Raw genomic sequence first — 18,074 nt, forward strand, 5'->3', positions numbered from 1 at the left:
GTCGAGATCGCCATGCGCCGTCCCGTCCCGACGCGTCGAGCGCACGCCCTTCAGGCCCGCCTGTCCGACCTGCTGCTCGGGGTGTCGAGGCGGATACGCCTCGGCGCGCTCGCCCTGCCGGTCCTGTCCTGGCTCGCCGGCGACGCCGATGGTATCGCGGCGGTGACCTTGCCGATGCGCAATTCCTGACCACACGGCCCGATGCGCGACCTGACCGCCACCCTGCGCGAACTCTACGAGGGGGACACCGACCGGGCGCGGCGCTTCCGCTACGCGCTGCTGGTGTTCGACATCGCCACGATCGCCTTCGTGATCGTGACCTCGTTCCTGCCGCTCGTGTCCTGGATCATCGCCTGCGACGTGGTGCTGGGCCTGTGCGTGCTCGCCGACTTCGCCGCCCGCCTGCACATCAGTCGAAGTCGCGGCCGCGAGTTCCTGCGCCTGAGCACGTGGACCGACGTGGTAGCGATCGCCTCCTTCCTGGCCCCGGTGCTCGTCGAGGGCATCGGCTTCCTGCGCATCCTGCGGACGCTGCGCCTCCTGCGCACCTACCACCTGCTGGAGCGGCTGCGGGCTGACAGCGCCCTGTTTCGCCGCAACGAGGAGGCGATCCTCGCCGCCACCAACCTCGTCGTGTTCGTGTTCACGATGACCGGCATCGTCTTCGCGAGCCAGCACGGCAGCAACCCGGCGATCCAGACGCCGGTCGACGCGCTCTACTTTACCGTCACCTCACTGACGACCACCGGCTACGGCGACATCACTCTGCCGGGGACGATGGGTCGACTGATCTCGGTCTTCGTCATGATCTGCGGCGTGACGCTGTTCTTCCGCCTCGCCCAGGTGGTGTTCCGCCCCTACAAGGTCCGCTTTCCCTGCGATGCCTGCGGATTGCAGCGGCACGAGCCGGATGCGGTGCACTGCAAGGCCTGCGGCAACCTGCTGAACATTCCCGATGAGGGAGCCTACTGATCCCCATCCGGCTGCAAAAACCCGGAAACCTGAGGAGCCCGCAGCGTGTGGCAACCGGGCACTGACATGCTGGTCCGAAGCGGCGGTTGAATCAGGCACCGACAGAGCGTGCAGCGCTCGCGGAGACCTGCGCGACGGCCGCTCTCAGCTTTGGCGTCGCGTGATCCACGAACGCGCGCAGGGCCGCGTTCCGCCGCGGGATCGAATGGAAAATCAGGTGAATCGGAACCGGCGCCGGTTCGAAGTCGCGAAGGAGCGGCACGAGGCGACCGGCCTTCATGTGCGCGATGACCTGATAGGCCATGACGCGGCAGATACCGTTGCCGCGCAGCGCCGCGTCGATCGCCGCGCCCGCACTGTTGAGGGCGATTCGAGGCCGTATGCCCGTCGAGAGCGGCCGGTCGCGACCCGCCGCACGGTCGATGAAATGCCACAGCTCGCGCTCGGTGCCCTCTTCGGTGCCGATGCAGCAATGGTGGTGAAGGGCGTCGGGCGTGCTCGGCATGTTCGAACGCGCGAGATAGCTCGGTGCGGCGCAGAGCAGCCGGCGCATCTCTCCGAGCTTGGCGGCGATCAGACCCGATGCGGGCAGCGGCGCGAGCCGCACCGCGACGTCCACGCCCTCCTCGACGAGGCTCACCACACGGTTCAGCAGGAGCACGCGCACGCTGACGCCGGGGTGCTCATCGAGGAACGTCTCGACGACCGGCATCAGGATGGCTCGACCGAACAGCTCCGGCGCGGTCAGGGTGATCCGGCCCGTGATCCGGGCGTCGGCCGCATCGCCTCCCTCCGCCTCGGCGAGTTCGGCCAGAACGCTGCGGTAGACGGACACCTGATGCTCGCCACGCTCCGTCAGCCGCAAGGCACGGGTCGAGCGATGCAGCAGACGTTCGCCCAAGCGCTCCTCCAGCATCGCCACCGCTCGGGTGACCGTGGCCGGTGAGTGGCCGAGCTTGCGCCCGGCTGCGGCGAGCGAGCCTGTCTCAACGACGGCCACGAACACAGCCATGGCATCGAGCCGATCCATCGTTTCGGATCCTGAAATTTCAGCTTGCGGCTATTCGATCTTATTGCGGAACGCGCAAGGCGCTAGCTTCGGCCTCGGCCACAAAGCGCAGGAGCGTGACCATGACGGCAACCCGGCACGACGCGACGCGACGAACTCTCCTCGCAGCGCTCGGACTGGGAACGGCCGCGATGCCGCTCACGCCATGGCCCGTGCAGGCCGCCTCGCCTGAACGCGCTCCGCACCCTCATCCCTCGCAGGAAAACGGTTCCATGACCGTCCGTTACGGCACCAAGCAGGTCGGCGACGTCGGTGTGTTCTACCGGGAGGCGGGTTCGCCCGATGCGCCGGTGCTGCTCCTTCTGCACGGCTTCCCGACCTCATCGCACATGTTCCGCGATCTGATCCCGCTCCTGGCGGACCGCTACCGCGTGATCGCTCCCGACCTTCCGGGCTTCGGCAACACCGTGGCACCCGGGCGGGGCACGTTCGCGTACAGCTTCGACCGTCTCGCGGAGGTGATCGAGGGCTTCGTCGATGCGATGGGGCTGGCGCGCTACGCCCTCTACATCTTCGATTACGGGGCGCCGACCGGCCTTCGGCTCGCGATGCGCCATCCCGAGCGGGTCAGCGCCATCATCTCGCAGAACGGCAACGCCTACGTCGAGGGCTTCAGCAAGGAATGGGAGCCGTGGCAGGCCTATTGGCGGGATCCGAGTCCGGCCAACCGTGAGGCTTGCCGCGCCGCGCTGACCGATGCCGCCATCCATGTCCAGTACGAGCACGGCGCACCGGCGGGCCGCGTGTCGCCCGACGGTCTGACGCTGGACATGCACTTCATGCGCCGGCCCGAGGCCGAGGAGATCCAGCTCGACCTGATCCTGAGCTACCGCACGAACGTCGCGCTCTATCCGGAATTCCAGGCCTATTTCCGCAAGCACCAGCCGCCGCTTCTCGCGGTCTGGGGGCGGAACGATCCCTTCTTCATTCCGCCCGGCGCCGAGGCCTACCGGCGCGATCTGCCCGAGGCTGAAATCCACTTCCTCGATACCGGGCATTTCGCGCTGGAGACGCACGCGACCGCGATCGCCCGGCTGTTGCGCGACTTCCTGGAACGGAAGCTGGGGCGGGGCTGAGGGGGACTGATCGCGCGACGAGCCCGAGCCCCCGGCCGGGCGCTGGCGTGAAGAACCTGGCCCCGAGCGCATTGCTCGCTCCATGGTGGTCAGGCTCAGGAGCTACCTTTTGCGCGACGGGTTTGCGCACTGCACGGGCCTTACGAAAAAGGACCGCCCGAAGGCGGTCCCGCATCGTCCCCGTCTCGCGCTCCGGGCCGGATCAGAGGCCCATCAGCAGGCCCGCCGAACTCCAGGCGGTCAGGCCGAGGCCCGCCGCGAACACGCCGATCATGCCGTAGGAGAAGAGTTTCAACACCATGGTCTCTGCTCCGCTCCGGCTCAGCAGCGGTTGCCGCCAGCGGTCTGGCCGTACTGCTTGACCGGGAAGTTCTGCTGGTTGGCATTGCCCTCGGCGGCCGAGCTCATCGGGCAGGAGCCCGGGTTACGGCTGCCGTAGAAGCCGATCGAACCGGTGGACTCGACTTCGTAGGGAGCAAAGCCGGTGTAGTGGCCGCGGGGTCCATCGTAGGGGAAAGCCAGAGCCGACGTGGCGGGCGCAGCCACACCCATCATCAGGGCGGCGAGGGCGGCGGCGATACGGGTCTTCGTCATGCGGGTCATCTCCATAAGTCTCTCTATGGGGCTCGGCGGAGCCGGTTTGTCTTCGGTGATTTCAATATAGTCCCTGTCTTTCCGGAGCGCCGTGCCGAGACGCACCCCGCATCCGGGATTAAAATTCGTGCGGAGATTTGAGGAATTTGCGCCACGAGGGCAGGCGCGGCCGGCGCACCGCGCCGCAGGAGCAGGCTTGGCCCCCGACGATGCGCGGGGCGGCCCCTGCGAAGTCCGCGGCGCGGTGCTGGGCTTGCGCCGGACTTCACGCGATCCAGCCCGGTCGCCGTCGAGCAGATGGCCGAAGCCTCGACCTCTCAGATCGCCATTCCGACCCGGGACACGACCCATGGCGGAAGCAGGCGATGCTGCTCGAACCGAGCCGAGCGCGATGAGCCGCGCGGGCGAGCGACATCGACCGGCACGATCTCTCCCGGTGCTCCGGGCGCGCGTTCGCCGGCTGCGAGTTGGTCGTCCCCGGCGTCAACCGGACCGACCGTCTGGCTGCAGGCGGCGAGGTCTACGACTTGCGTCTCTATCGGCCCGTCGGTCGATCCCCCGCCGAGATGGCGTTCGTGTTGCGCCTGCTGCGCGAGGCCCGGCCAATTCCAGGCATCGACGCGGCGCGACCGATCCGCACCGTCGACGGGGCGGATCGCCTGCAGGTGCCGTTCGGCGGTGTGGGTCGCACGGCCGGCCTGTTCGAGGCCCTCGAGCGCCGGCCGATCACCAAAGACCCTGAGGACGCGGCGCTGTTCGGGTCGGCGCTGGCGACGTTGCACCGCGCCCTCGACCACCTGCTCCGGAGCCGACATCGCCGACCGGCATTTGACGAGGCACGGTGATCGGAAGCCGCTCTCGAAGCATGCGCCGGTCGGTTTGTGAGACCGTCACCTTTTCAGCGGCACGCCCTTCGTCGTGAAACGCGGTCCGCCGACCGTGCGGTGCACGGAGCGCGGCTGGCCTCGCCCCTGGCCCGCGCCCGTTCCCGGCGGCTGCGAGAACGGCACGAGCTGGTCCGGCCTCGGGCCGATGAGATCGGCCCGGCCCATCTCCCGCAGCGCCTCGCGCAACAGGGGCCAGTTCTCGGGGTCGTGGTAGCGCAAGAACGCCTTGTGCAGCCTGCGCTGGCGCAGCCCCTTGATCGCCTCGACCGACTCGCTGCCGCCGCGCCGCACACCTTTCAGCGTATTGACCTCGGTATGATACATCGCCGTGGCGGTCGCCATGGGCGAGGGCAGGAAGGTCTGCACCTGATCGGCGCGATAATCGTTCTTCTTGAGCCAGAGGGCGAGGTTCAGCATGTCCTCGTCGGTCGTGCCCGGATGCGCCGCGATGAAATACGGGATCAGGTAGTATTTCTTGCCGGCCTTCTTGGCGGCGGCGTCGAACATCTCCTTGAAGCGGTCGTAGGTGCCGATGCCCGGCTTCATCATCAGGTCGAGAGGGCCGCGCTCGGTGTGTTCGGGTGCGATCTTGAGACGGCCGCCGACGTGATGGGTCACGAGCTCCTCGACGTATTCGGGGCTTCGGACCGCGAGGTCGTAGCGCACGCCCGACGCCACCATCACCTTCTTGACGCCCTTCACCTCGCGGACCTTGCGGTAGAGCCGGATCAGGTCGTCGTGCGAGGTGTTCAGGTTCGGGCAGATGTCCGGGAAGACGCAGGACGGCAGCCGGCACGCCGCCTCGATCTTCGGGTCCTTGCAGGCCATCCGGTACATGTTCGCGGTCGGCCCGCCGACATCCGAGATCACGCCGGTGAAGCCCGGCGTCTTGTCGCGGATCCGCTCGATCTCGCGCAGGATCGAGCCCTCCGAGCGGTTCTGGATGACGCGGCCCTCGTGCTCGGTGATCGAGCAGAAGGTGCAGCCGCCGAAGCAGCCGCGCATGATCGTCACCGAGAACTTGATCATGTCCCAGGCGGGGATCTTCGCGTCGCCGTAGGAGGGATGCGGCGCGCGGGCGTAGGGCAGGTCGTAGACCGCATCCATCTCGTCGCTGGTCAGCGGGATCGGCGGCGGGTTCAGCCACAGGTCGCGGTCGCCGTGGCGCTGGACGAGCGGGCGCGCGTTGCCGGGATTGGCCTCCCGGTGCAGCACCCGCGAGGCGCGGGCATAGGCCTCCTTGTCGTCCTTGACCTCGTCGTAGGCGGGGAGCCGGATCACGGTCTCGCCGGGCCGGCGGGCGGCGGCCTCGTCCGTCGAGTCGAGATCGTCGGCGGGCAGTTCGGTGTAGTGGCCGGGCACGCGGCGGAACAGGGCGACGCCCCGGACCGCGTCGAGATCGTGCGGCGCGGCGCCGGCGGCAAGGCGGTTGGCCACCTCGACCACGGCGCGCTCGGCATTGCCGTAGAGGAGCAGATCGGCCTTGGCGTCCGCCAGGATCGAGCGGCGCACCTTGTCGGACCAGTAATCGTAGTGCGCGATGCGGCGCAGCGACGCCTCGATGCCGCCGAGCACGATCGGCACGTCCTTGTAGGCTTCGCGGCAGCGCTGCGTGTAGACGATGGTGCAGCGGTCAGGCCGCTTTCCGCCTTCTCCGCCGGCCGTGTAGGCGTCGTCGTGGCGTAAGCGACGGTCCGCCGTGTAGCGGTTCACCATCGAATCGAGGTTGCCGCCGGTCACGCCGAAGAACAGGGTCGGCTTGCCCAGGACCTTGAACGGCTCCGCCGACTGCCAATCGGGCTGCGCGATAATGCCGACCCGGAACCCCTGCGCTTCGAGCAGCCGGCCGATGATCGCCATGCCGAAGCTCGGATGATCCACGTAGGCGTCGCCCGTCACCAGCACGATGTCGCAGGCGTCCCAGCCGAGGGCATTCATCTCGGCGCGGCTCATCGGCAGGAACGGCGCTGCCGTTCCGGGAGGCGGCTTGCAGGCCAGAGGTGCGCTGATCAAGGGAGCCAGGGGGCGTTCGGCGGAAGCTCGGAGTTCCATGGGATCAGTGCATAGGCCGCCCAGCGCGCGAGCTCAACGGATGGCAAGGGGCTGCGACGGTAACGAAGCGGCCGACCCCTTCCTGCAACGCTCGTCCGACGCGGAACGTGGGCGTGGGCCGAGAAGCCGACCTTGCGCCGTGCGCCCATCTCGGCCGTGAGGCGCCGTTTGCCGGATCGCCGAAGAGGACATCGATTCAGGCTGGATCGTCGCTCCCCATCGCGACAAGAGCCGGCCTCGAGCCAAGAGGCGCTGAACCGCCGCTCCCGACCCTTTGCGGACATCCGCAGAAGGACCCAGCGGTCTAAGACAGCATACTTCTCCACAGTTCAGCCGGCGTAGTGACGATCGAACAACAGCACAGTCGCGGAAGCAGCAAACACCCCGCAACTCATAACGCCTAGCGCGGGAAAGTCCCATATTGCTGTGTCCATCACATACACGAGGTAGAACGTCGCAAGTGCAGTGGTAGAAGCAAGTCCAATGATCATAGCGAGCACTACTCGGACAATAAAAGCTCGGATGCGCAACCACCGTGTAATGCATATAAAGTAAAACCCCAATTATAGCAGGTATGAATCCAAATAAGTAGGCAGTATAAAGTGAAACGATGTAGTAAGTCACTATGAAAATAGTGTTTGCAATAAATATTTGTTTACAGAAGAAGGCATTCAACAATCCTTCGATCCTGAGCGTTTGAAAGCTCACCACGATCATCCATACGATGAAAACAGCGTGACCAAAAAACGGTCCGGTCAGGATTATCTTGCCAGCCGTGCCGAAATTGTCTGTGCGTTTAACCAACATATTAGCTTGCACTTGTCTATGCACAGTATCAGTAGTTACATCACTCATCTTGTCCCCCGAACAGGTGTGGCTGAGTGGGTCGAAAGGTATTTTGACCTAATAAATGACGCCGATATAGATCCTTTTGCACCTAACATTTACCGATTTAATCGATTGTCCGTCTTCTGCCCTTTGCAGACATTAAATGCTATTCAAGGGGCGAGGTACGAAACGAAACCCTTCGTCCACACGACCCGTCCATCCTCGGTTCGTCTCCAGGCAACAACGGCGGAGATCGGGTATGGTCCGGTAAAGCCGCCGCCCGACTGGTGGAAGGCGGCGCGGTGGACCGAAGGATCGCCTTCACACGGTGCGATGACTCCGAAGCCCTGAGCGACCAACGCCGTTCGAAGTGCGTCTGCGTCGCTCCCTGGGGGGAACAGGGCAGCAAGGCGCGGCGTGAGGTCTGGTGACAGAGCCTCGCTCATGGAGGCGAAGGAAGGCGAAGTCGCCCGCGGGCAACCCATGCTGGCCCATCCGCCCCCGGCCCGAACGTCCTGCAAGAGGGGCGGCGTCCCAGGAACGAGGGGACGCGTCGACAGGTAGATTGCCAGGAGCGGCCCGCCGATCAGCGTGGCCAACAAGAGCAGGATACCTGCGCCGAGCGCGAGAACGAGTGTGCGGCCCTTCATTGGATGAACCTGCACCGAAAGGCGTTCGCTTCCCACCCCAAGCATTCATTCGAGCGGCCCTCGCCGAAGGTCCGGATCGAACCGGTAGCCGCCCCCGGCGCGGCCGAACCGATGGCGTTTCGACCAGACGGGCCAGCATCGCTCCAGACGCGGGCCACCCGGCGGGCCCGGCCCTCTCACAACGGGATGCGCACGCCCGTGAGCGTTTCCGAGAGCGTCCAGAGGCGCCCGGTCGCCGCCCGGTCGAGAGCGTGGGCGGCGATCGCGGCGGGCTTGGGATATCCGCGGACTTCCCGGAAGCCGTCGGGCCCGTAATAGCCGCCGCCCGAGGCGTCCGGGGCGGTGGCGGCATAGAGGATCGGCAGGGCGCCTTGCGCCGCGGACTGGCCGATGAGCGAAAAGATGACCCGGCCCGCGCCCTGCTGGAACGCCCCGGCCCGGTCGCCCCGGCGAAACACCTCGGTGATGGCGAGCCCCGGATGGGCGGCCAGCGCGGCGATGCCCGATCCCGCCGCCTTCAGGCGCCGGTCGAGTTCGAGGGCGAACATCAAGAGCGCGAGCTTGCTCTGCCGGTAGGCGGGCTGCGCCGCGTAGCCGTCGCGCCAATGCGGGTCGTCGAAGCGGATCGCGCCGCTGCGATGGGCGAGGCTCGCCACCGCGACGACCCGCGCCGAGGGGCTCAGGACCGGCAGCAGCAGCCCGGTGAGGGCGAAATGGCCGAGATAGTTCGTGGCGAGTTGGCGCTCGAAGCCGTCCACGCTCTCCTCGCGGCCCGGCACCGCGGCGATGCCGGCGTTGAGGACCAGCCGGTCGATCGGCGCCCCCGCGTCCCAGCCCTCGGCGAAGGCGCGCACGGAGGCGAGCGAGGCGGTGTCGATCAGGCGCACCGAGAGGTCGGCGCCGGGATGCGCGCGCCGGATGGCCTCGACCGCGCGCGCGCCCTTCTCGGCATTGCGCACCGCCAGCACCACCGCCGCGCCGGCCCCGGCGAGCGCCCGGGCCGTCTCCAGCCCGAGCCCGGCGCTCGCCCCCGTGACGAGGGCGCGGCGGTTTGCCTGCGAGGGGATGTCGGCGACGGTCCAGGGACGACGCGCCATCGGGTGGCTTTCTCCGGGCGAGAGGAGAGAGGGAGAGGATCGCGCGATCCCCGGGACGAGCCACCGTCCCTAGGAAAAACAGGGCGCCGGCTCACGGGGTAACCGCGCACCGTCCCCACGGTTCGGGCGCGCGGTGCCGTCCGCTCACGCCGAAGGCGCGCCGCCCGTCCCCGTCACCAGCGGTAGATCAGGCTGCCGATCACCGTCGCGGGGGCGCCGCGGTAGCAGAAGCCCGCCTGACAGGTGAAGTAGTCGCGGTCGAAGATGTTGTTGGCGTTCACCTGGGCGCGAAAGCCTTTGTACTTCGGATCGATCGCCGCGAAATCGTAGGCCACCAGCGCATCGAACAGGGTCACGGTCGGGTTGCGGACCGTGTTCTCGTCGTTGGCGTAGCTGTTGGCGCTGAAGCGGAGGCCGCCGCCGAGCGTCAGGCCGCTCAAGGCCGAACTCGGCGGGAACAGGTAGGTCAGGAAGCCGGTGAAGGTGTCCCCCGGGATGCCGGAGAGAGAGTTGCCGTCCAGCACCTGCCCCGCGAACGAGGTCTGGCTGAGGTAGCGCAGGTCGAGATGCGTATAGGCCAGCGTCAGGTTGGTGCCGGGGGCGAGGTTGGCGATCGCCTCCATCTCGAAGCCGCGCGATTGGACGGAGCCGGTCGCGATCTGGAAGGCGATGTTGTTCGGGTCCGTGCGCAGAACGCTGCTCTGCACGATGTCGAAGCCGGCAAATCCCGCCTGGATGTTGGTGCCCGGGATCAGGACCTTGACGCCCGCCTCGATCTGATCGCCCGTTGCCGGCCGGAAGGCACGGCCCGAGGCGTCGGTGCCCGGCTGCGGCGCGAAGGTGGTGGCGTAGCTGGCATAGGGGACGAGACCCGGCGCCAGCAGGTAGTTGAGGCCGACGCGGCCGGTGAAGGCCTGGTCGTTCTGCTGCGTCGCGGCGCCCGTCGTGTCGACCGTGTTCTGGAACACCCAGTCGGTGCGGCCGCTCAAGGTCAGCACGAAGCGGTCGAACTTGGCCTGCTCCTGCAGGTAGAGCCCGACCTGATCCTGGCTCTGCGCGGTGCGCGGCCCGAGCGGCGCGGCGAAGATCGGCTGAAGGCCGTAATTGCGGGTGACGAGGTTGAGATCGGGCGCCGTGCCGAAGCCGAAGCGGTAGTTGAAGTCGTAATGCGCGTAGTCGAGCCCGGCCAGCACCGTGTGCTGGACCGGCCCCGTCGCGAAATGCGCCTCGATCTGGTTGTCGAGGGTGAACTGAGTCAGGTGCTGGCGGGAGAAGCCGGTCGAGCGGCTCGCGGTCACGCCGTCGGGGTTGAGGCCGGTGATCGAGGTGTAGCGGTAGTCGGTCGAGACATCGTAGAAGCGGAAGTTCTGGCGGAAGAACAGATCCCCGTCGAAGCGGTGCTCGAAGGCGTAGCCGACGCGGCCCTGCTGCTGCTTGAAGTCGTTGAAGGCGGGATCGCTCGCATAGAGCCGGGTCGGCCGGAAGTTCTGGTTGAAGAACGTCGTGCTGCCCGGAAGCTTGTTCTCCTGGTACTCGCTCAGGAACGTGAAGGTCGTGTCGGCGGACGGCTTCCAGGTGAAGGCCGGCGCGATGTAGCTGCGATCGTCGGCGCCGCCCGGCAGGAAGGTGTCGGATTGCCGCTTGATGCCGGTGATGCGGTAGGCGAGCGTCCCATCCGTGCCCTCGACCGGGCCACCGATGTCGAAATTGCCCTGGTAGCGGTCGAAGTTGCCGACCTGCAGCTGCACCTCGCCGAAGCGCGTGAAGACCGGCCGCTTGGTGGTGACGTCGAGGATGCCGCCGGGCGAGCCGAGGCCGTAGAGCCCGGAGGCCGGACCGCGCAGGATCGTGGCCGACTCGATGCCGTAGGGCTCGATGCGCGGCACGGTCAGGCCCGACGCGATCTGGCGCAGGCCGTCGCGGAAGATGCCGTCATAGGTCAGGCTGAAGCCGCGCACGTAGAAGGAATCGAAGCGCGGATCAAAGCCGAAGACGTTCGAGGAGACGCCGGCCACGTAGCCGATGGCCTCGTTGAGGGTCTGGACGTTGCGGTCGTTGAGCGCCTCGCGGGTGAGCACCGTGACCGATTGCGGCGTCTCGAGCAGCGGCGTGTTGGTCTTGGTCGCGGTCGGGCTGACGCGGGCGGTGTAGCCCGTCACCCCGCTCGGTCCGCCGCCCCCGCCGCTCGTGGCCGCGCTGTCCTGGGAGACCGCGACGTTGCCGCCCGCCCCGCCGAGGCCGGTCCCGCTCCGGCTGCCCTCGACCGACAGCTCGCTCAGCGCGACGCTGGCCTGCTGCGCCAGGGCAGGGGAGGCGAGGGGCAGGGCCGACGACAGCGCCGTGGAGGCGAGAAGGCCGGCGAGACGGCGGCGGGGCAGGAGCATGGTGCGGACGGGGGTTTCAAGCTTGGCCTTGAACGGCTTTGAAGGCTATTGACGTAAAAGACAAGCCAATCTGCTCGAAAAGCCTCCCAGTTTTGAATTACTATAAATCGATGTGCATAGATATTTTCTGCATATTTCTTGCCACAAGAACTTCGCCGCGCCTGAGATGATGACTATACTTCAAAATTTCATGCAACCGTCGATCGCACGCCGGCGGCCTGCCGGATCGCCAGGAGAACGCCGCCCCATGCGCCACCGCCGCAACCGGCCGCCGGCCGCAAGGAACGCCGACCGATGACGCGTCCCTCGCGCCGCGCGATGCTCCGGCTCTCGATGGGGTTCTCCCTGGGGTTGTCGGCCGGGATCGGGCTCCCGCTTCGTGCCTCGGCCCGGGCGGCGGCGGAGGCGGACGGGCCCGCCGCGCTCCCCGGGGCGGTCCGGTTCGACCTCGGCGCCGGCGAGGGCCGCGCACCCCGGCGCATCACGCTCTACGTCCCGCCCGGCGAGGCGCCCGCGGCCGGGTGGCCCTGCCTCACGCTGCTCGACGGCAACGCCCTGGCCGGGACGGCCATCGACATCGAGCGGGTGCAGGCCTCCTATCCGGCCGGCAGCGGCGTCGGCTCACGCTTCGTCATCGTCGCGGTCGGTTCCCCGTCGCCGGAGGCCTATGACGGCGTGGCCCGCTCCTGGGACTACACCCCGCCGCCGGGCCGGACCTACCCGGCCACCAAGCCGGGCGGCCCGGAATTGCGGACCGGCGGGGCGGCGGCCTTCCTCGACTTCGTGACGGGCGACCTGCGCAATGAGGTCGCGCGGCGCTGCCCGCTCGACCGCTCGCGGCAGGCCCTGTTCGGGCATTCCTTCGGCGGCCTGTTCGTCCTCTACGCGCTCGCCCGCGCGCCGGAGGCGTTCTCGCACTGGATCGCCGCCAGCCCGAGCATCTTCTGGGAGGACGGGTCGCTGCTGCCCAGCATCGACGCCTTCGAGAAAGGATCGCCGGTCTGCGCCCGGGTGCTGCTCCTGGCCGGCGCCTACGAGGCGGAGTTGGCGCCGTTCCAGCTGGCGCTGCCCGACCGCGAGCAGCGCCTCGCCCGCCTGCGGGAGGCGGGCACGGTCGAGCGGGCGCATGCCATGGCGGAACGGCTCGGCCGTCACCCCGGCGTGACGAGCCGCTTCGCGCTGATCCCCGGCCGCACCCATATGAGCGTGCTGCCGGAGGCGCTCAACGAGGCGGTGGCCTTCGCCTTCCCGCCGAGGCCCGAGACCTGCACGGCGGGCGCTTCGAAGTAGCTCGGCGGCGCGCCCGTCGTCGAACGACCGGCGGCAGCCGCGTCACGCCGCCTGAAGCCTCCGCAGACGCGCGAATCCGACCATCTTGCGCGCCTCTTCATCCCAGAGCGCCAGCTTCAGGCAGCCCAGGCTCTCGCGCAGCGTCAAGCGGCCCACTCGGCCGAGGATCGCGTGACCGTCCAGGCATTCCTGCAGGCGGTAGTTCGGGATGCGGCTGTTCAGATGGTGGACGTGGTGCAGGCCGACATTGCCGGTGAACCATTGCAGCACGCGCGGCAGGACGTAGTACGAGCTGCCGCCGAGCGCGGCGCGGTGGAAGTCCCAGGCGTCGGCCTCCTCCCAGATCGTCTCCTCGTACTGGTGCTGGACGTAGAACAGCCAACCCCCGATCCAGGCGGCGACGCTGATCACCGGCAGGAACACCCAGAGCACCGGCCCGAGGCCTCCGGTCGCGAACGCGAGGGCCGCCAGGACGACGAGAAGGACGGCATCGAGCGCGAGCACGCTGCGCCAGGCCGTTCGCCAAGGCAGTCCCACGCCGTTGGGAAAGCGCTGCAGGACGAGGAAATTGATCGGCGAACCGAGCAGGATCAGGATGAGCGGGTTGCGGTAGAGGCGGTACCGGAGCCGCCCCCAGCGCGACAGGGTGAGATACTCGCGCACGGTCAAGGTATGGATATCCCCGGTGCCGCGGCGGCTGAGATCCCCGGTGGAGGCGTGATGCAGGGCGTGCGCCCGCTTCCAGCTGTCGTAAGGCGTCACCGTCAGAAGGCTCAGGGCGTGGCCGAGCCAGTCGTTGCCGCGGCGTGAGGGCAGGAACGAGCCGTGCCCGCAATCGTGCTGGATGATGAAGAGCCTGACCAGAAGCCCGCCCGCCGGCACGGCGAGCGGCAGGGCGAGAAGCGCGTGGCCGTTCGCCGCCAAGCCGAGCATCAGGGCGCAGAGGATCAGATACGGCAGCAGCGTGTCGGCGACTTGCCGAAGAGCCAGCCGGAGGATCGGCTCGCGGAACGCGGCGCAGTGCCGGGCCACCTCCCGCGCGAGCTGCGTCGCGTCGTGTCGAGAGGCCTCGTCCGCGAGCCGATCCGTCGCGGGCGCGTTCGGGGGTGCTTGGGTCACGATGGTCGGCATTCCTGTCTGATGAGCGTCTTGAGGCAAGACATGCGTGCGGTGGCGCCGACTCCGAGCGTCACGGCCGCGGTAGAAGAACCAACGCGTTCGCGTCCGGTCACGGCTTCTCCTCGATCAGACCCGCCCATGCCTCGGTGAGGATCCGCCCGCGGCGCTCGGCGCGGTCGGGCGTCGCGTCGCAGACCTGGCGCAGCACTGCCTCCAGAACCTCGCTTCCGCCTGCGGCGGCCGCTTCCTCGCCCTTCCGACGGATCGCGGCCCGGTAGGCCTTGGTGGCCGGGCCCGCGGGCTGTGTCTCGACGGCCGCGACCAGCGAGAGGAGAGCCGTCACGGCCGCATCGACCGCCGCGCCCTGCACGGGTTGCGGAGGAGGGGCGACGCGCGCAGGCGACGGGGCGGCAAGGTGGCCGGTGGTGCGGGGACGCTTCATGGCGAGTTCTCCGGCCGGCATCATGACGTCAAGGCCCGCGCCTCGCTCGACGACAAAGGGTGGTATCGAGGGAAACAGCGAGACTGGCCGAGACAGTGGCCGAGACAGTGGCCAAGACAGTGGCAGAGACGCGGCCCGCACGGGGCTGCGCCCCATCAGAAGCGCTGTCCGTGCGCGGTGCCGACCGATGGCTATGAAGGCTGCCGAGGCTGCGCCGATCCCTGTTCGTGATCGGGCCCAGCCTCACCTCGGCGCAGTTCCGCCGTCCCCCGCGCCGGGAGCGAGCGGAGGCCTATGCGTCCTCGCCTGCGCCGTCCGGCTTGGCCGCGAGCGGCGGCTTGCTCGGCCGCGGTGCATTGCGTCGCTTCGTGGGCGGCTTCTCGATCGTCGGCATGTTGGCCGCCGCGCGCTTCGCACGCTCGTTGAAGTCGGCCATCGACATGGTCGTTGCGCGACCGGTCGGATTCGATCCTGCCATGGTGGGCCTCTGTTCCGCTGCCCAAGGCACAGGATGATGCAGTGGGATCGTTCGTCGTGTGCGGACCCCGGCGGCTTCGTCAGCCGCCGGACCGAGCGCTCTCCCGGAGCCGTCGACCTGATCGCATCAGGTCGGCGTCTCTAGATCCCGGGTGCGACGCGCCTGTTTCGACGAACCGGTTTCCCGTTCGTCGGAACGCGCTTTAGCTGGCCTTCAGATTCTCGGCGGAGGCTTTGCCGCGGCGCTGGTCGACCACCACCTCGTAGGAGATTTTCTGCCCTTCCGCGAGGTCGCGAAGGCCGGCCTTCTCGACCGCCGAGATATGCACGAACACGTCCTGACCGCCGTCGTCGGGCTGGATGAAGCCGAAGCCCTTGGTTCCGTTGAACCACTTCACCGTACCTGTTGCCATGGATGTACCTCCGTTGATGGTGATGCGCTTTAACCGATCCGGGGGCTCGCCGTCTCCTGAACAATTTGCACGATCGTGCTCGTAGCCGAGCCTGCGCCTCCAGGCTGCAGCCTCCCGCTCGTGGGATGGGTCTCGCAGCGCCTGCGTTGCCGCGCCCATGATGGCGCTCCGGAGATGGTCCGCATGCACCTCCTGCGGATAGATCAGGCAGGCCGTCCGGTCGATGGCGGTCCACACCGGCAGCGAGCCTTCGCGCGTGAACATGGCGACGGCTTCGACGGCCTCCCACCGATCGAGATCATCAGGGCCGTACACCGCCCGGCACACGATACGGGCGCGAAGAAAGGGATCGTCGGCTGCCGGGTCGGTCTCGAGGGAGAGCATCACGCCCGATCGGTCGGGCCTCAGTTCGTCCGGAAGCGCCCCGATCTTGCGCCACAGGCAGTACCATTGGGCGCAGGCCCGCGGGCGATCGCGGTAAATGCCGCAGGACGCGCCCGTGCTGTGCTCGCACAGGACGCCGGCCGGCTTGGCGAGGGCCTGCACCTCCAGAGCCTGGCAGCAGACGGTGCAAGAGCCGCAGGTGCGATCCGGGACAAGGGTCTGCGCCATCCCGAACGCTTCAGGCCGCCGCCCCGGTGACGGTCTCGGTCCTCACCTCGCTTCGCGTCTCGGTCTCGGATCGCCGAGGCGTGTGGACCGGCGGAAACAGCGCGGCCAAACCATCCGCGACTCCCTGCAAGACGGGGTCGTAGGCCGAGCCGAACGCGCGAGGATGCAGGGCGGCGGAGGTGTTGAAGCGGGTGGGCATGATGCTGGGCATGGCCTGTCGGGAAGCGAGGGGCAGCCGGTCAGGACCGCGTATCGATGTCAATGCGGCAGGCAGTGCCCGGTTCAGGCCGATCTCCGCCTTCCACGCTCCGTAGCCCGCCATGATGCCCGACCGGCCGGGTTTCAGCCCGGAGATCGCGCCGACCGCTGCAGCAACTCGATGATGGCGCCGTCCGGCCCCTTGATGAAGATCGTGCGCAGGCTGGGATTCACCTCGTTGATGCCGGAGATGATCTCGACCCCGTGTCGCTGGACGTGGGCGTAGGCCTGCTCGATATCCTCGACGGCCAGACCGATATGCTCGATGCCCAGATGGGGCTGAGCCGAGGCGGGCGTCGTGCCCTCGGGCGCCTGCTCGATGAAGACGGTGAGGCCGCCGAGATCGATCGTCACGCGGCTGACAACGGGATCGCCGTCACGGCGGATCTCGCGGGCCTCGAAGAGAGCGACGTAGAACTGCGCCGCGGCGACGGCATCGCGGCTGCGCAGGTGGACGTGATCGCAGCGGACCTTCATGGGCGAGGGTGTCCTTTCGTGCCGTTGGCCTGCCCGTCTTCAGCGCAGGGTTGAGCCCGCGCCGCAACCCCCGTGTTCCGCCCGACCGCGATCATTCCGGCGCCTCGCTCGGCCGGTTCACTCGGCCAGTTCGCGCATGACCTTGATCAGGTCCGACTTACCCTCGAAGCCGATGCCGGGCAGCTCGGGCATGACGATGTGGCCGCTCTCGACCCGCACCCCGTCCGGGAAGCCGCCATAGGGCTGGAACAGGTCCGGGTAGCTCTCGTTGCCGCCGAGGCCGAGGCCGGCCGCGATGTTGAGCGACATCTGGTGGCCGCCATGCGGGATGCAGCGCTTGGGCGACCAGCCGAACTGGTGCAGCACGTCGAGGGTGCGCAGGTACTCGACCAGTCCGTAGGACAGGGCGCAGTCGAATTGCAGCCAGTCCCGGTCCGCGCGCATACCGCCGTAGCGCAGCAGGTTGCGGGCATCCTGGTGCGAGAACAGGTTCTCGCCGGTCGCCATCGGGCCGGGATAGAACTCGGACAGGGCCGCCTGCAGCGCGTAGTCGAGCGGGTCGCCGACCTCCTCGTACCAGAACAGCGGATACTGGCGCAGCATCTTGGCGTAGGCGATGCCCTGTTCCAGGCTGAAGCGGCCGTTCGCGTCCACCGCGAGCTGCGCCTGGGAGCCGATCTCCGTCAGCACCGCCTCGATGCGGCGCTGGTCCTCCTCGATCGGCGCGCCGCCGATCTTCATCTTCACGACGTTGTAGCCGCGATCGAGATAGCCGCGCATCTCGGCGCGCAGCTGCGTGTCGTCCTTGCCCGGATAGTAGTAGCCGCCGGCCGCGTAGACGAAGACGCGCGGGTCGGCCTCGCGGCCGTTGCGCTCGGCGAGCATCCGGAACAGCGGCTTGCCGGCGATCTTGGCGGTCGCGTCCCAGATCGCCATGTCGAGGGTGCCGACGGCTACCGAGCGCTCGCCGTGGCCGCCGGGCTTCTCGTTGGCCATCATCACGTCCCACAGCTTGTGCGGGTCGAGGTTGTCGCCGGCCTCGTCGAGGACGCGCCGGGGATCGGCCTCCAGGATGCGGTTCCGGAAGCGCTCGCGGATCAAGCCGCCCTGGCCGTAGCGACCGTTCGAGTTGAAGCCGTAGCCGACCACGCGGCGGCCGTCGCGCTCCACATCGGTGACGACGGCGACGAGGCTCGCGGTCATCTTCGAGAAGTCGATATAGGCGTTGCGGATGGGGGACGCGATCGGCTTGGTAACCTCGCAGACGTCGACGATGCGCATCGTGGTTCTCCTCAAGAGTGTCGGGTGGGTTCGATGGGACGGGATCGGGCGGGCGCGAATTCTAGAGCCGTCGGCCAGGGGCTGCAGCGTGAGGCC

Annotated in this window: 17 protein-coding genes; 5 read left to right on the forward strand and 12 right to left on the reverse strand. The window is 68.0% G+C overall.

All coding sequences use genetic code 11. The annotated features are described in order from the left end of the window. The first annotated feature begins 12 nt into the window (after nt 1–12). Complete coding sequence (locus BY998_RS24350; protein ID WP_181425503.1) at nt 13–189, forward strand: hypothetical protein; 177 nt, start codon at nt 13–15, stop codon at nt 187–189. A gap of 12 nt (nt 190–201) precedes the next feature. Then, complete coding sequence (locus BY998_RS12185; RefSeq protein ID WP_110351890.1) at nt 202–972, forward strand: potassium channel family protein; 771 nt, start codon at nt 202–204, stop codon at nt 970–972. A 91-nt stretch (nt 973–1,063) separates the two neighbouring features. Here the strand turns inward: BY998_RS12185 and BY998_RS12190 are convergent, their stop codons facing one another. Continuing rightward, nucleotides 1,064–2,002, reverse strand: coding sequence for a LysR family transcriptional regulator (locus tag BY998_RS12190; protein ID WP_110351891.1), 939 nt, complete (start codon nt 2,000–2,002; stop codon nt 1,064–1,066). A 251-nt stretch (nt 2,003–2,253) separates the two neighbouring features. Here BY998_RS12190 and BY998_RS12195 point away from each other — a divergent pair, with 251 nt between their 5' ends. Then, nucleotides 2,254–3,117 (forward strand): alpha/beta hydrolase, encoded by an 864-nt coding sequence (locus tag BY998_RS12195; protein ID WP_210205499.1) that lies wholly within the window; start codon nt 2,254–2,256, stop codon nt 3,115–3,117. 321 nt (nt 3,118–3,438) lie between these two features. On the opposite strand, the gene BY998_RS12200 is transcribed toward BY998_RS12195, so the two are convergent. Next, nucleotides 3,439–3,711, reverse strand: coding sequence for a hypothetical protein (locus tag BY998_RS12200; RefSeq protein ID WP_110352020.1), 273 nt, complete (start codon nt 3,709–3,711; stop codon nt 3,439–3,441). A gap of 467 nt (nt 3,712–4,178) precedes the next feature. On the opposite strand from BY998_RS12200, the gene BY998_RS12205 reads away from it, so the two are divergent. Next, nucleotides 4,179–4,556, forward strand: coding sequence for a hypothetical protein (locus BY998_RS12205; RefSeq protein ID WP_181425504.1), 378 nt, complete (start codon nt 4,179–4,181; stop codon nt 4,554–4,556). 45 nt (nt 4,557–4,601) lie between these two features. On the opposite strand, the gene BY998_RS12210 is transcribed toward BY998_RS12205, so the two are convergent. The 3 genes from BY998_RS12210 to BY998_RS12220 all read right to left on the reverse strand — a co-directional run bounded on the left by BY998_RS12210 (nt 4,602) and on the right by BY998_RS12220 (nt 11,609). Next, entirely contained in the window at nt 4,602–6,650 is a 2,049-nt protein-coding gene (locus BY998_RS12210) for a YgiQ family radical SAM protein (protein WP_110351893.1), read from the reverse strand. Nucleotides 6,651–8,304: 1,654 nt separating this feature from the next. Continuing rightward, nucleotides 8,305–9,225, reverse strand: coding sequence for an oxidoreductase (locus BY998_RS12215; RefSeq protein WP_110351894.1), 921 nt, complete (start codon nt 9,223–9,225; stop codon nt 8,305–8,307). A 173-nt stretch (nt 9,226–9,398) separates the two neighbouring features. Beyond that, nucleotides 9,399–11,609, reverse strand: a complete 2,211-nt coding sequence (locus tag BY998_RS12220) for a TonB-dependent siderophore receptor (RefSeq protein ID WP_110351895.1) — start codon at nt 11,607–11,609, stop codon at nt 9,399–9,401. Between the two features lie 294 nt (nt 11,610–11,903). On the opposite strand from BY998_RS12220, the gene BY998_RS12225 reads away from it, so the two are divergent. Continuing rightward, a complete protein-coding gene (locus tag BY998_RS12225) occupies nt 11,904–12,899 on the forward strand; it encodes an alpha/beta hydrolase-fold protein (protein WP_110351896.1) in 996 nt (331 codons plus the stop codon). A gap of 42 nt (nt 12,900–12,941) precedes the next feature. Here the strand turns inward: BY998_RS12225 and BY998_RS12230 are convergent, their stop codons facing one another. The 7 genes from BY998_RS12230 to BY998_RS12260 all read right to left on the reverse strand — a co-directional run bounded on the left by BY998_RS12230 (nt 12,942) and on the right by BY998_RS12260 (nt 17,978). Next, on the reverse strand, nt 12,942–14,018 hold the full coding sequence (locus tag BY998_RS12230; RefSeq protein ID WP_245421573.1) for a fatty acid desaturase: 1,077 nt from the start codon (nt 14,016–14,018) through the stop codon (nt 12,942–12,944). Between the two features lie 109 nt (nt 14,019–14,127). After that, on the reverse strand, nt 14,128–14,460 hold the full coding sequence (locus BY998_RS12235) for a hypothetical protein (RefSeq protein ID WP_110352021.1): 333 nt from the start codon (nt 14,458–14,460) through the stop codon (nt 14,128–14,130). Between the two features lie 292 nt (nt 14,461–14,752). Beyond that, entirely contained in the window at nt 14,753–14,896 is a 144-nt protein-coding gene (locus BY998_RS24355; RefSeq protein WP_181425505.1) for a hypothetical protein, read from the reverse strand. A gap of 244 nt (nt 14,897–15,140) precedes the next feature. After that, nucleotides 15,141–15,350, reverse strand: a complete 210-nt coding sequence (locus BY998_RS12240) for a cold-shock protein (protein ID WP_110352022.1) — start codon at nt 15,348–15,350, stop codon at nt 15,141–15,143. 622 nt (nt 15,351–15,972) lie between these two features. Beyond that, entirely contained in the window at nt 15,973–16,173 is a 201-nt protein-coding gene (locus BY998_RS12250) for a hypothetical protein (RefSeq protein ID WP_245421574.1), read from the reverse strand. A gap of 131 nt (nt 16,174–16,304) precedes the next feature. Beyond that, nucleotides 16,305–16,697, reverse strand: coding sequence for a VOC family protein (locus BY998_RS12255; protein WP_110351898.1), 393 nt, complete (start codon nt 16,695–16,697; stop codon nt 16,305–16,307). Between the two features lie 117 nt (nt 16,698–16,814). Beyond that, a complete protein-coding gene (locus BY998_RS12260; protein WP_110351899.1) occupies nt 16,815–17,978 on the reverse strand; it encodes a mandelate racemase/muconate lactonizing enzyme family protein in 1,164 nt (387 codons plus the stop codon). Between the last annotated feature and the right edge of the window lie 96 nt (nt 17,979–18,074).

This window comes from Methylobacterium sp. B4, assembly GCF_003201865.1.
Classification (GTDB): domain Bacteria; phylum Pseudomonadota; class Alphaproteobacteria; order Rhizobiales; family Beijerinckiaceae; genus Methylobacterium.

What these genes read in the sequence shown, in the direction of transcription:
- BY998_RS12240 (WP_110352022.1), bottom strand. Translation starts at nt 15,350, where the DNA reads ATGGCAACAGGTACGGTGAAGTGGTTCAACGGAACCAAGGGCTTCGGC.
- BY998_RS12260 (WP_110351899.1), bottom strand. Translation starts at nt 17,978, where the DNA reads ATGCGCATCGTCGACGTCTGCGAGGTTACCAAGCCGATCGCGTCCCCC.
- BY998_RS12255 (WP_110351898.1), bottom strand. Translation starts at nt 16,697, where the DNA reads ATGAAGGTCCGCTGCGATCACGTCCACCTGCGCAGCCGCGATGCCGTC.
- BY998_RS12200 (WP_110352020.1), bottom strand. Translation starts at nt 3,711, where the DNA reads ATGACGAAGACCCGTATCGCCGCCGCCCTCGCCGCCCTGATGATGGGT.
- BY998_RS12235 (WP_110352021.1), bottom strand. Translation starts at nt 14,460, where the DNA reads ATGAAGCGTCCCCGCACCACCGGCCACCTTGCCGCCCCGTCGCCTGCG.
- BY998_RS24355 (WP_181425505.1), bottom strand. Translation starts at nt 14,896, where the DNA reads ATGGCCGACTTCAACGAGCGTGCGAAGCGCGCGGCGGCCAACATGCCG.
- BY998_RS12185 (WP_110351890.1), top strand. Translation starts at nt 202, where the DNA reads ATGCGCGACCTGACCGCCACCCTGCGCGAACTCTACGAGGGGGACACC.
- BY998_RS12220 (WP_110351895.1), bottom strand. Translation starts at nt 11,609, where the DNA reads ATGCTCCTGCCCCGCCGCCGTCTCGCCGGCCTTCTCGCCTCCACGGCG.
- BY998_RS24350 (WP_181425503.1), top strand. Translation starts at nt 13, where the DNA reads ATGCGCCGTCCCGTCCCGACGCGTCGAGCGCACGCCCTTCAGGCCCGC.
- BY998_RS12225 (WP_110351896.1), top strand. Translation starts at nt 11,904, where the DNA reads ATGACGCGTCCCTCGCGCCGCGCGATGCTCCGGCTCTCGATGGGGTTC.
- BY998_RS12210 (WP_110351893.1), bottom strand. Translation starts at nt 6,650, where the DNA reads ATGGAACTCCGAGCTTCCGCCGAACGCCCCCTGGCTCCCTTGATCAGC.
- BY998_RS12195 (WP_210205499.1), top strand. Translation starts at nt 2,254, where the DNA reads ATGACCGTCCGTTACGGCACCAAGCAGGTCGGCGACGTCGGTGTGTTC.
- BY998_RS12190 (WP_110351891.1), bottom strand. Translation starts at nt 2,002, where the DNA reads ATGGATCGGCTCGATGCCATGGCTGTGTTCGTGGCCGTCGTTGAGACA.
- BY998_RS12250 (WP_245421574.1), bottom strand. Translation starts at nt 16,173, where the DNA reads ATGCCCAGCATCATGCCCACCCGCTTCAACACCTCCGCCGCCCTGCAT.
- BY998_RS12215 (WP_110351894.1), bottom strand. Translation starts at nt 9,225, where the DNA reads ATGGCGCGTCGTCCCTGGACCGTCGCCGACATCCCCTCGCAGGCAAAC.